The 13740-nt window shown below is 45.4% G+C and carries 8 protein-coding genes; all 8 read right to left on the bottom strand.

Annotated elements, in window-relative coordinates:
- On the bottom strand, nt 1-196 hold a 196-nt coding region (locus tag E5331_RS20770), incomplete at its 3' end, for a hypothetical protein (protein WP_275441236.1).
- A gap of 80 nt (nt 197-276) precedes the next feature.
- Complete coding sequence (locus E5331_RS14485; RefSeq protein WP_123480978.1) at nt 277-504, bottom strand: hypothetical protein; 228 nt, start codon at nt 502-504, stop codon at nt 277-279.
- 229 nt (nt 505-733) lie between these two features.
- A complete protein-coding gene (locus E5331_RS14490; protein WP_275441237.1) occupies nt 734-4657 on the bottom strand; it encodes a hybrid sensor histidine kinase/response regulator transcription factor in 3924 nt (1307 codons plus the stop codon).
- Between the two features lie 347 nt (nt 4658-5004).
- Nucleotides 5005-6531 carry a hypothetical protein gene (locus E5331_RS14495; protein WP_135985568.1) on the bottom strand — a complete coding sequence of 509 codons (1527 nt, stop codon included), beginning with the start codon at nt 6529-6531 and terminating at the stop codon, nt 5005-5007.
- Nucleotides 6532-6600: 69 nt separating this feature from the next.
- Nucleotides 6601-8592 (bottom strand): glucosidase family protein, encoded by a 1992-nt coding sequence (locus E5331_RS14500; protein ID WP_135985570.1) that lies wholly within the window; start codon nt 8590-8592, stop codon nt 6601-6603.
- Between the two features lie 355 nt (nt 8593-8947).
- Complete coding sequence (locus E5331_RS14505; protein WP_123481198.1) at nt 8948-10591, bottom strand: RagB/SusD family nutrient uptake outer membrane protein; 1644 nt, start codon at nt 10589-10591, stop codon at nt 8948-8950.
- Between the two features lie 37 nt (nt 10592-10628).
- Nucleotides 10629-11189 carry a hypothetical protein gene (locus E5331_RS20775; protein ID WP_275441238.1) on the bottom strand — a complete coding sequence of 187 codons (561 nt, stop codon included), beginning with the start codon at nt 11187-11189 and terminating at the stop codon, nt 10629-10631.
- Nucleotides 11134-13725 (bottom strand): SusC/RagA family TonB-linked outer membrane protein, encoded by a 2592-nt coding sequence (locus E5331_RS14510; RefSeq protein WP_275441239.1) that lies wholly within the window; start codon nt 13723-13725, stop codon nt 11134-11136. Before E5331_RS14510 ends, E5331_RS20775 begins: the two co-directional genes overlap by 56 nt.
- Nucleotides 13726-13740 lie beyond the last annotated feature (15 nt).

Genomic DNA, 13740 nt, shown 5'->3' on the forward strand with positions numbered 1-13740 from the left:
AGAGCATCTCGTATGTGACTCGTGGATTCTTCTTATATGGATCCACAGCAATATGGACATAGACAACCTCATTATATGCAGTGTCTACCACATTGATTTTCCTATGCCGCAGATCAAGCAACTCTCCCTTTCCTCCACACACACAGAACGATAAAATCATTGTCAAAATAAAAAAACGGGTGATATCCTTTCCCATCTATACTGCATTTATATATAAATATGACTATTTTTTCAAGTAATGACAGCATGGTGTATACACCATGCTGTCTGATTCTTTCAATTATAAGGGGTCTCTGACGGCTCCTCCGGCCTATCCTCCTCCTTGTCCGTATCAGAGCCGCAATTTGCAGCCTCCAATTCAGCGATATACTCTCTCCACTCGTTTTCCGGCAAACAATCCGGACTTATGGTCTGGACAGCCTTACACGAAAGATTCACTATGTAGGCATCCGCCGACAATGCACTGCCGACAAGAAGCACTGCTAAAATAAGGAACTGTTTCATATAGCTTAGGTTTTAAGGTTTGATTTGACAAACATACATAAAATTTACTATATTTCAAATAATATGTGTATATTTTAATATGTATTAACACTAATGCGATGGGATGCAGTTATGGCATTGGTCTTATAGATCAATCGCTATGCCGTGTCATCACAGCTGCTTGCTATACGTGAGTAGTTACGATATTCAGTTAACTATTCATTGGGCTTGCCGGGCAATAGATAGGTGGTTACTTCTGTCGGTTACGATATTCGGTTGGGGTCATTCCATACTTCAATTGGAAGCTCTTTGCAAAGTGGGAACGCGATGAGAATCCTACCTGCCAGCATACCTCGCTTATTTGCAAGGTGTGCGACGCGAGGAGTTCTGCGGCTTTCTGAAGTCGTATTTGCCGGATGTATTCGTTTGGAGTCATACCCGCGATGGCTTTCAGTTTTGTGAATAATCCGGTACGGGATATTGCCGCATCTTTGGCAAGCATATCGACAGAGAAATCCGGATCTGCCATCCTTTGCGTGATTATCTCGTTTATCCGGTTGAAGAACTCCTTGTCCAGACTGCTCCCGGGAATAAATTCCTGGATTTTTGAAGGGTCTGTCTTGAATCGTTGACGGAGCAGATTCCGATTTGAAAGCAATGACCTTATCTGTGCTTTTATGACGTTCGGTGAGAATGGTTTGGTCACGTAGAGGTCGGCACCATTATCCAGTCCCACCACAAAGTCGGAATCCTCCACCTTTGCAGTCAGTAGAATCACGGGGATATGACTCGTATTGAGGTTATGCTTTATTCTCCGGCAGAACTCCACGCCATCTATTCCGGGCATCATTATGTCGGATATGATCAATGAGGGTTCTATCTCATCCAATTTTTTCAGACCCTCTTCTGCATTTGATGCACACACCACGTCGAAGTCCTCACACAACAGGTCATTCAGGTAAGAGAGCATATCTGAATTGTCGTCTACAATGAGGAGCTGATCCCTTTTGGGGGATGTCTGCTCGGGTTGTTCCTGCATCTCTTCAGAGGATTGCTGTCTCATGTCCTCGTCAGCGTCTTCCTCCGGCACCTGATCCGTAGTCGGGAATATGATTGTAAAGTCAGCACCTTTGCCGGGCATACTATCCAATTTTACCACGGCATTCAGCAGGGTGGCATATCGTTTCACTATGAGCAGACCCAGTCCGGTGCCTATATTGTCGCTTGGACGGTTCTCCTCCACCTGATAGAATGGCGTGAAAATCTTCTCCTGTTCATCTACGGGTATGCCCGGACCGTCATCCTTCACCGAGAGCAGAATATTTCCGTCATCATCCTTTGAGAGGGAGATTCTAATCTGAGATTTGGAGAATTTCATTGCATTTGAGAGCAGGTTGTCTACAATCTGCCGGAATGCCTCCCTGTCGACAATAGCCACGCATGGATAGTCGGGAATGGAAATTGAGATATCCAGATCCTTTAATCCGGCTGAGACGACAAACTCATCGCATATATAATGCAAAGGCTGGCGAAGGTCGATGGACTCAGGATTTATTTTCATATCGTCGGATTCAATCTTCCTGAAGTCCATGAGCCTGTTCACCAACGACAGCAATCGCTTGCCGTTGCGTTCCATTATGTCGATATTCTTCCGGCTGTTGGAAATGTCGCCGTCAGAGTGAGCCAGACTTTCAAGAGGGGAGAGTATTAGCGTCAGAGGGGTGCGGATCTCATGCACGATATGGGTGAAGAATGCAATCTTGCTACGATAAAGTTCCCGGTCTTTTTGATCAGACAATTTCGCGAGTTTCTCCTGCTGCTTGCTTATGATGATATGATAACCATACCATACTCCGGCAGCTATTGCAAGGAGATAAATGAGAATCATCGGGGTAGACCACCACCATGGTGGTAGCACTTTTATTGTGAAATCAAATGCATCTTCATTCCATCCGCCGTTGCCATTGTAGGTGCTGACCTTAAAATGATATTCGCCGGCAGGGAGGTTAGTGTAGGTGTGGGGATAGCCTGGATACGCCTCATTCCATGTCTTGTCGAACCCTTCCAGTTTATACAGGTAGCGGTTCTGCGAGGGATTGATGTAGCTTAGGGGAGCCACCTTGAAACTCACCATCCTCTCATTATGGTTGAGAGTGATACCCTTGGAGTAGGCTATCGACTCCTTCAGGGGAGAATCCTCTCCAATTTCAACAGGATTATTGAAAATCTGGAAATCAGAAAGGATAACTTCCGGCTTGAGGGTTTCGTGAGTCATGTTGGAAGGATTAAACTCATTGAATCCGTTGATTCCTCCCATCACAATCTGTCTGTCGGAGGTCATCAGTCCGGAATTGGGAAGAAACACGTTGTCCTGTAGTCCGAAATCCTTATCGTATGGGTGAATGACTCCGCTCTTCGGCTCGTAGCAGAACAGACCTTTGGTCGTGGCGAGCCAAAGCATCTTGCCGTATGGGATTATCTTATTTATCACCCGGATTTTCTCCGGCAGGTCGATTCTTGTGAACTTTTGTGAATCATAATCAAAACTGAGCAGACCGAATCCATCGGTGCCAAACCACATTTTCCCTTCATCATCACAAGCGGCAGTGACCACGGCGTTTGTGGGGAGCCCGTTAAAATCATTATTATCGTCAGCGGAGAATTGCTGCCATTTCTCGGTTTTCCTGTCAAGGCGGTATATCCCTTGATCATTTGTGCAAGCCCATAGAAATCCGCGTTTATCCTCCATCATAAAGCATACGTCGGCAGGATGCACTTCAAAAATACGTTCGAAGTCATCGGTTTGGCGGCGATATCGATTCAGTCCGGCGGCAGTGCCTATCCATATATCACCGTAGGAATCCTTAAAGATTGAATATATGCTTGAGGAATACAGTGAGAATGACGACTCCCCAAGTTTATAGTTTTTCACGTTGCCGGATTTCAGGTCGATTATGTTAAGACCTCCCAGATACATCCCGACAAACAGGCTGTCGCCATCCTGTAGGATTGCATGTATATTCCGATGAGCTGAGCTCTCGAGCAGGGGATGATGACATATTGATGTGAAAGAATTATCATGGCGGTCCCAAAGAAATACTCCGGCATCATCGCTTCCGAGCCACAGGTTGTTGTCAGCAGCCTTTGCAAAAACGCTGATTACTTTAGCCCCCAGATTGGTGTTGCCCTTGTAATAATGGGAAAACAGCCTCTGATAAGGCGACACATAGTTTACACCTCCGAAATAGGTCCCTATCCATAATGCACCCTCATTGTCGATGAAAATGGATTGGAGATAGTTGTCGTTTAGCTTGTTGCCGACTCCGTTGTTGTCGGCTTTCGTGATCGACACTTCATCAGTCTCGATGTCGTAAGAAATCAGACCGAGATCGGAAACCATAAGCAATTGCCCGGGTTCCCATTCGGCAATGTCGCGGATCATGATGACCGAGTGTAGATTATCCGGACTGAGCTTATGCACGAGCTGGTCGTTGGTCCTGTCGAGCATGAAGAGACCGTTGTCTCTTGACCCGATCCATATATTGTGTTTGCCATCCTCAAAAAGGGAAAGGGCATCGATTTTTGAATTACCGACCGGTATGAATCTGTCTTGTATGGGGTTATATCGGCTTAATCCCTTCTGCGTGGCAATCCATAGGAAGCCTGAAGAATCCTCCATTATATCTCTGACGGCATCACTGTTGACTTTGGTTATTGCCGGATATTGTCTTAATATCTTGGTCGTGGGATCATAACGGAATACGCCTTCCCCTCCGGTTGCAATCCATGCCTGCTTGTTGGAATCAAATATAATGTCATATACCAGAGATTTTATTCTCACTCCGGAAGAGGGGGCTATATCCAATTCCTTAAATTCCTCTTTCAGCAGGTCGAAAATCACTATTCCCCGGCTCGTGCCTATCCACAATTGGTTCTTGTCATCTTCCGTTATTGAGGATATCGCCGATTCAAGAGAGGAGATGGAATTGTCTCTCCATTCGCGGAAAGTGTAGCCATCAAAACTATGAAGACCATCTACTGTGCCGAGCCATATTCTCCCTTTTGAGTCTTGATGAAAAGAATAGATCGCATTGGAGGCAAGTCCGTTATCTACAGTGTAATGTCGGATACGACGCTTGTCAAGAGGTGAACTTGCCATGCATATCAACGTCATAAAAGAAGATATCAAGATGTAAATTAAAGCACGTCTCATCAATTATAAGATTTTGGTTATGCCCGGTTTCTGAAAGAATCACAGGACTAAGTGATCTCTAAAAACATTGCAAATATACGTTTTTTTCAAAAATTATGAGGTATGTTGGTTTTATGGATTTTCATTTATTTAAGTTTCGCAAGTTTTCCAACTTGCTTCACTTAAATGGTTTAAGGTTTAAAGTTTATGGTTTATGATCATTAAATTTTGTAAATGAAAAGATTTGTGGATTTTCGTGAATCTTAAACCTTAAACTATAAACTTTAAACCACTGAAGTGCAGCTTGCGAAACTTCAGTCATTTAGGATTCAGGGGAGAGATCCAAGACACATGGCGAGAGGGTTTCCCGCAATATCGGATTCTCCTTTCAAGGCAAATGCCTTTATGGATTTATTTGCGGGTAGACGGATGTCGGCGTATGAGATGTGATTTCCTTTGATGTCATGTGTCTTTACGGCATGAAAGACCCCGTCTTCTGTCTTTATCCAATCAAAATCACCGATGAAAGATGCTTTCCACATAACGTCCGAAGATGTGTTGTTGGATATTTCAGTAAAATCATTCCCTTTGTGGCACACGCTCATATATCCGTCGAAGACCTTTATGTTGGTTATCTTGGAATCAGAATCAGGAGAGATTATACGGTATTGCGTCGTGACAGTCTTATCGGAAAAAGATGGGAGAAATCCCATTACCCCACATACACAACCTTCGACCACTCCAAAAGATACTTCCGGGAAATTGGCTCGCGACATTGTGGGGAGACTTACAAGATATTCGTATGCCTTGTCGCAATATCCGTAGCGATAGAATAATTCCGGGAAATGAGATAAATTTTCCACATTCCATTCAGACGAGTTTATATCGGAAATAATTTTATCAATTCTCTCCGAATTTTCCGTAGCGGCAAACCATAGAATATAAGGCACTCCCTCTCCACGAATGAATTTGCCCTCCTTGGTGAATAAGGTTCTGTAATGCTCTTGAGTATTGTCCCACCATTCATTTTCCAGGATATCCCGATAACGTTCGGCAATCATTTTCGCATATACAGAATCAGAAGTCTCCTTTCTCAGTCCGGCAAATCTTGAATAAGCCTCGAATCCACCGTAAAGAGCTGCTATCAGATCGACTCCAACTTTGATGCCGGGTAGATCCTCCACGTATGACGGCAATCCTCGGCACGCATGGAAATTATTATTCTCGTCAAAATCCACCGATATATTCATGTAGGAATCCCTGTCCATGATCTTATCAGGCGAGAGGTCCCAACGTTTTATGTATTCATTAGTGCTTCTCTTATAAAAATTTGTAAAGGTAGGAGATGATATGTAGTCATCATCTCCGGTCCAGTCATACATTTTCATGCATGCCTGAAGCATGTCGGGATTTGCATTGAGATTATACCAGAATTCCTTATCGTTAAGATAGTCTGCCGGCACGGGCACATTATATCGGTTTATCTCCCAATAGCTGCACCAGTCTTTCGCCTCGGAGATGTTCTTTGCAAAGAGAGAGAACATGTTCTTGTTGTGAGGCTGAAGACCGAGAATCTGAGCACCGACTGACTGGTGCGACACGTTTCTCATACAGAACGCCTCGCGTTTCGGGAGTGCTGCCTCATACCAGAATCCGACTGGGTCAAGGTCGGAATGGGAATAGGATAGGGCAGTCTTCTTCGCCCATTCGTAAGCTTTCTGCAATACCTTGTCGGAAGAGGTGAAGACAGCCACCTCCTCATTGGAAAGGGTATTGCTGCATTCATTAACCGTGGTGCCCGTGCATCCTCCGGCAACTAACCCACATAGCAGAATTGAGAATAGAGGTGATTTCATATCGAGTGGCAAAATTATCCAGACATAGCTTTGAATCATGTCTAAAGCTATGTCCGGATATGTGGATACTTATAGTTTTACCGCAACGGATTTCCCATCAGATATTTTATATACGGATGATTTGCCGTCATTGATTATCGTGACTTTAAGATTATCGGGGCTTTCACGTGCCACTAAAATATCAAAGTCCTTACCGAAAGCCTTTATATTCTTAAGATTCATGAAATCCCAATCCTTTGGCAGTCGGGGGGATAAGGTGAAGCTGTTGAATCCGGTGGGGCGTATTCCAAACATCCCTTCCGTGATGATTCGTCCGTAGAGTCCGCTTTCGGCAGAGAGATGCCGCTGTCCACCCTCAGGCCATGCCTCGATTGCGTAGGGCACGTGGTCACCGAGCAGACGGGTGTTGGAATACTTCTTCAGATATTCCATAGCTTTCTCCGTAGCACCTACTGCAAATACGCCGCGCAGGGCATACAGCGTGGAGCGGTCCCAGAATGTCTTGTCGCCTGCCTGTGTCAGCAATCCGTTCTCTGTCCAGAGACGTGGGGAGAAGAGTGCGTCAATAGTACCTTTGGCTCTCTCGTCTATCCCTACTGTCAAAGGGATACATATCCAGGAGCGTAACACGTCGTTACCCTTATAGTAGGCGTATGTGTCGAATCCTTCCACGTCGTGGGCAAAATATTTGTCGATGTTCTTACGCAGTTGTTTTGCCTGTTTCGCATATTGGCTGCCATTCGGTTTGCCAAGCTCCTTTGCGAGATAAGAGGCTGAGATAAGGGCATCATAATACAGGGATGATGTGCACAGATTTGCATCGCCTGATGGGAAACGTCCTTCCAGCTCATCGGAATCGGATGCCACCACTCCGTCGGCATTTATCTGACGTCGGCAATATTCAAGACACCACGTGATCAGAGGCCATAATTCCTCGGCTTCCTTACGATCGCCTCTTGCGAGAGCATATCGCGACGCACCGTATGCAATCATCGCGCAGTCGCCACGGTCGCCGGCACCGTTCCAGATGTCGTCTCCCTCTGCGATTATTGAGCTTGGGATGGTCTTGTATTCCGGATTCATGAATCGTGCGAAATGACGGAATGAGTTGAGTGCGGAAGCGTTGCCGTAGTCATAGCCCGTATAAGGGAAGAATGGGTTTACGTATTCAGCCTGGTCATTTGCCCAGATTGCGGCGTAATAGGATTCTCCGCCGGGTCCGTGAAGGGGACCGCCCTTTGTGGCATATATACTCTCGCACGCCCTGACTTTCGCGAAATCCATCATCTTGTCGATTACCGGATCGGGAGTCTCCAGTACGAGTGAACTCATCATGTTGTCTACAAACCCTTTCCGCGCATCATACTCAGCTTCGGCATCAGCCACTACTACCTCTTCACCGGGAGCGACTGCCGTTATCTGGGCATAGAATGTGATTGAATCGGAGGGCTGAAGGTAGTATGTGCCCGCGCCTATTGTGGAGCCTTGTATTGAGTATGAGCCTGCCACGCCCTTCTTAGGGTCGGTAGCTACGGTGAATCCTCCGCCGGGAATCTCCACCTGTAGATTTTTCTTGCCGTTGTTGACAACGACATATTTCTCTACCAGTGTGGGTAATTCCGGAGAGGTGAAGTATGAGCGGCGTAGTTTCCAGCTTCCGTAATATCCGTTGTTGAAATCGCTCTCTACTTCAAGGGCGTTCTTCAGGGATATCTTACGGACTTTCTCATTCAGGAGAGGGCGACCGTTGACTGTTACCGCATCCAGAGGATCCCAACCGAAACGGCGCATGATGCATCCTCTCGTATCATTGGGTATAATTCGGAGCATAGGCCACACCATGCTTTTGTCGATGGTGAAGGCACCGGAAGGGTCTACGCCATAACGGAGCACGCTCGCCACTCTTTTGCCTGCCATTTCTATATGGTCGGAATGATTCTCCTTATCACTCACGTTCCATGTGATACCTCCATTAGCATCCGGTTCCCAATATTGGCGTGCGAATACAGAAGAGACCGCTGAGGCAACGAGTAAAGCGGAAAAGGTCAGTTTTAGTTTCATATCGGTTGATTTGTTTATCGATGGATACGGCATAATCCCGTGCATGCCTACTCATGAGGGTGTCGCATCCGCAAAATAAATATTTTAATTCCTATTAAGCAACTACGGAGAGATCAAATAATAGTATTTTTCGCAGATAATCTTTCTCTTGCAACCGGTTTGTAATTCGTAAACATCTTTAGTCTCTTAGAATAAAGCGGCATTCCCGAATATTGCCGGAATAGTGGGAATGCCGCCCGAAGAGGGCCTATATATCAGGATTGGGATATCCTGACATCCACATTACAGACCCTTTCTAAATAGACCTAATATTTGCACTAATATTTACCTGCGAAAGAACGTTTTTAGACCTATGTCAATATCCTGGATTCTGAATTAATAAGTCATTCTTGTTGATTTCTGATGCAGGAAGAGGCACAAGGTTGTGTATATCTTCGAAAGATCTATCCTGAAGATCTTTGAGATAATATACTTTGCTGCCATCCGCTTTGCGTATAATGTTCATTCCATGGAACATACCGGACTGAGTCTCCTTGCCAATCTTCCAACGACGAACGTCATACCACCGTTGTTCCTCAAACGCCAATTCTACCTTACGTTCATGACGTATTTTCTCCATAAGGGCATCTCCACTTTCAGTTACGTCGGGAAGTATGTCTTGGCGTCCACCTCTGGCTCTTTCTCTGATCTTATTGACGTATGTTCTTGCTGTAGCATCATCGCCCAACATATACTTAGCTTCGGCGTAGATCAGATATATCTCAGCCAGGCGGCAATAGATCCAAGGATTCGAGGCGCGTACTGCACGCGGTGCGGTAATGTCTTCGGCAGCGAACTTGCGGATGGAATAATGACTTTTTGAATAGTTCCAGTTTTCAGTGCCTGAGTATTCGGAATCAAGACCACCGGTCTTACCATCTTCATTGACCCAATATTCTACCGGACGGTTCACGAAATTCTGACCGTCGCATACGACCGTTGCGTAGAAACGCGGGTCTCTGTTTGCCCATGGATAGAGGTCGGAAGGATTTGACGGATCCATATAAGGTGTCGGATCGGGCATTGTGCCGTCTTCCATCTCATAGCTGTCTACCATCTCCTGAGTCACGCAAGTGTAAGACCATCCGAGATAACCGTTCGGTTGGTTATACCAATTGAACCAATGTCCGAACTCCGTGTTATACAGACGCTGGAAAATGATCTCGGGGCTCATGTGGTTGTAGAACAAGCCTTGATAATCAGGGTCAAGTGAATATTGATTTAGAGCGAATAATTCTTCGCATGCATCTGCCACAGCTTGCCATTTCTGACGGTCGTTTGAAGGATTGTTCAACGGAGATGCCATATAGAGGAGTGTGCGGGCCTTATATGCGAGCGCGCTCCCTTTCGTGAGTCGCCCGAAATCTCCACCCGTCTGTTTCAATGGGAGCAGATCGGCTGCTTTTTGGAATTCCTTAACGCAGAAATTAGCAACTTCGTCATAAGAGTTTCTTGCCACCATCATTTCCGGATCGTCAAGTTCGAAAGTACGTGTGATCAAAGGCACACCACCGAAATGCGATATTAAATCCAGATAGAAGAATGCCCTGAAGAATGTAGCTTCTCCGATAAGTGTGCTCCTGTCTGGTTCGGGTACACGGTCAAGATTCTCAAGATTATTGAATACGATATTGATATTCTTGATATTTGTATAGTATTCTTTCCACATATTGAAGAATCCCATCATATCGGGTGTATAGCCGGTCTGTTCGATTTGCCATGCATTATTGTTATTGAAGTTAGACATGGCTTCATCGCAGAAATAACGGTGGCTCATCTCATTGAATCCATTCTTCGGATAAGTGTAGAACTTGGTTACATACGCCTCTGTCAGGGCGCCATCGGAGAATATCACGTCTTCCGTATAGGAATCGAGCGGTTCAAGGTCAAGCACGTCACAAGATGTCATAACCCCTGCAGTAAGGAGTAGTAATGTGCTTTTGTATATTAGAGATTTCATCGTATGATTCATAAAAGTTATAATTTGGAAAAATCGTTTAGAAACTTACATTCAGACCGAATGTGAATACTCTCTGCAAAGGATAAGACTGTCCTGTGGAAGTGGCGTCAGATTCTGGATCTTGAAGTTTGATCTTATCAAGTACGAAAAGATTTGTGCCGGAGAAGAACACTCTAAGATTTTGCAGACCGATTTTGCTTGTGATTTTTGTGGGGAAGTTATAATATACTTCCAGATTCTTAAGGCGGAGGAAGGATGCGTCATAGAGCCAGAAGTCGCTCCAGTTTGTATTGTTGTCACCATCCTTGTTGAATGCACGCGGATATTTGGAATTAGGAGTTTCCTCAGCTGATATCCAACGGTTGTTGTAGTAATCCTTGTCGAGGTTGTAGGAATAGGGCACTATCATCTGGTTTGCCTGTCCTTGTCCTGTCCATGTCATATTGATGCCTATGCCTTTCCATTCCGCGCCGTAATTGATACCGTAGATTATGCGGGGGATGTTGCCATAGTCGCTACGGATACGGTCATCAGACGTGATTTTACCATCGTTGTTGATATCTACATATTTTATAATCGCCTGGTTGTGCGCCTGCAAGGTGCGGGGTATTATCGATCTCCTCTTGAGTCTGGTAGATGCCGTCGGACTTATACATCAAATAAGTGTCAATGCTTTTGCCTGTACGTCTCTGCCATTCGGGTACTGTCTGCGCCTCATCGAAATAGATAATCTTGTTGCGTGTGTAGGTAAGGTTGCCCGACACAAAGTAAGATACGTTGCCGATACGGTTGCGGTGTGTAAGCATAATCTCGACACCCTGGTTGCTGACTTCTCCAATGTTCTGGTCGGGGAGAGTGAGTCCGGTGTAGTCAGGTATGGACGCGTTCTTGGGAGTAAGGATATCCTTGCGTTTCTGATAGAAATATTCAGCAGTGAAGCCCAGCATACCATGCCATAGCGATCCGTCGATACCGATATTTTTAGTGTCGACTTTCTCCCATGTGATGTTGGTGTTCCCGATGAGACCGGGAGCGAATCCCTTTGAACGTTCAGGATCGGTGCCTAAAATAGCGCCTGCCCCCATGGTGTATGTGCTGAGGTATTGGAATGCATCAACACGGTCATTTCCGAGTTTTCCCCATGATGCACGGAGCTTGAGGTCGTCAACTATATCTGTATTGTCTTGGATGAATTTCTCTTGACCGAAACGCCAGCCTACGGAAACACCCGGGAAAGTACCCCAGCGTTTCTTGGGCGCGAAATTCATTGACCCATCACGACGTAAGGTAAATTCCACAAGATATTTATCCTGGAAATTATAGTTGAAACGTCCGAAGATATTCTGTTTAGACTCATGGTAGCCATATCCCGAGTTGCTCTTGTCTTTATCTCCTCCGAAGTTAAGATAGTCGGGTTTGCTGCTCATGAAGTCCTTACGGAAAGCTGAGAAATACTCACCCTGGTATTTGCTCTGCTCGTAACCTATGAATACTCCGATAGTGTGGTCTCCGAAGGTGCGATCATAAGCTAATTTGAAGAAAAGGGATGTGCGGGAGTTGTCATCATGATTCTGATTCAGATCTCGCACGCCTCCGTTTGTATTGGTTGTGCGTTTGTCATATTCCTTTGTCAGTGGGTTGTAGGTGTAGGTGTCCCACATGTCAAAGAATTTTTTCTGGTCACGTGCGTGATAATCCACTGCTACGTAGCCAGAGAATGACAGACCCTTTGTGATCCATGGCATTTGGAGATCGAAACTTAATTTTGTATCAAGGAAAGTGTCTTTTATCCTGTTATAACCTGTGGTCTCTCCATCAATGAGTAGAGCGAGGTTGTTACCTCCGGAAATACCCGGACCGGGAAGACCGTTGGGGTAGAAGTCGTATAGCCAGGGATATGCCATCATTGCCTCCCAAAAGATACTACTTGTAGATGTTATTGCATTATTTCGTGCTTCCCTTCGCGCCGCAATGTCAAATCCTATTTTTAGGTCGCGGAATATCTGTGCGTCAATGTTGGATCGCACTTGATACGTCTGATAATTCAGTTTTGTATTTCTGTAGTTTGGCTCCTGATAAGAATAGTCGCCAGATATATAATATCTCACTCTGTCGTTGCCACCGTTGAGTGCCAGCGAGTGACGGGTAGATGGTGTAGCCTTGCGGAATACTACCTTCATCCAATCGGTGTCTCCATATTGGTCGCGATTGATTGTGCCGTCAAGATATCCTCCCTTTATGTTTTCAAACTGGGCGGTCTGTCCTTTATATTTTGAGATTTCATCGCTCCACACCATATTTTCATACGCATTCATCAGATTTGGCTGCCGTGTGTTTTGTTGCAGTGAGAATGTGCCATTGTAGGTGATTGTCGGCTTCTGTATGGTACCTCGTTTTGTGGTTACTAGAATAACTCCGTTAGCTGCTTCTGCACCATATATTGCTGCAGATGCGTCCTTCAAGACATTGATGGATTCTATATCATTCGGATTAAGGCGCTCAAGTCCATCTCTATTGGCTACTCCGTCTATAATAATAAGAGGAGAATTGTCGTTAAGAGTACCTTTGCCTCGTATGTATATGTTTGACCAGTCGGACCCAGGTTCGCCTGAACGTGTGTTGGCGACTACACCGGGAATTTGTCCGGCAAATGTATTTGTCACGTTGGCAACGCCCGAGGTCTTTAGATCGCTACCTTTCACGGAAGATACGGATCCTGTCAAAGTCCCCTTTTTCTGCACGCCATATCCCACGACTACTACCTCATCAAGATTGGATGTGCTTTCTGTCAATGATATCGTCATGTTGTCAGAAGCCTTGCATTCGAGGCTTTGGTAGCCGGTATAAGAGACGAGAAGTGTAGATCCGGGTACGACATTTATAGAGAAATTACCGTCGATATCCGAGGCAGTCCCTACGGCGGTACCCTTCACCATTACCGTCGCACCGATCAATGGTTCGTGAGTCCTGGCATCAACTATAACTCCTGTTATAGTTTTTAGCTGTTGTTCCGATTGCTTTTGTTGTGGAGCACGGGCATATACCCCCACCGGGCACGCGGAAACTACACATAATGCCATCATCCCGGCAGCGATAAGAGTTTTACCGGAAGTGTTGTTGGAATTTGAAATCATTTCCTGGTAGATTTT

Origin of the sequence: Lepagella muris (assembly GCF_004793975.1) — a bacterium.
In the GTDB taxonomy this organism is placed as follows: Bacteria; Bacteroidota; Bacteroidia; order Bacteroidales; family Muribaculaceae; genus Lepagella; species Lepagella muris.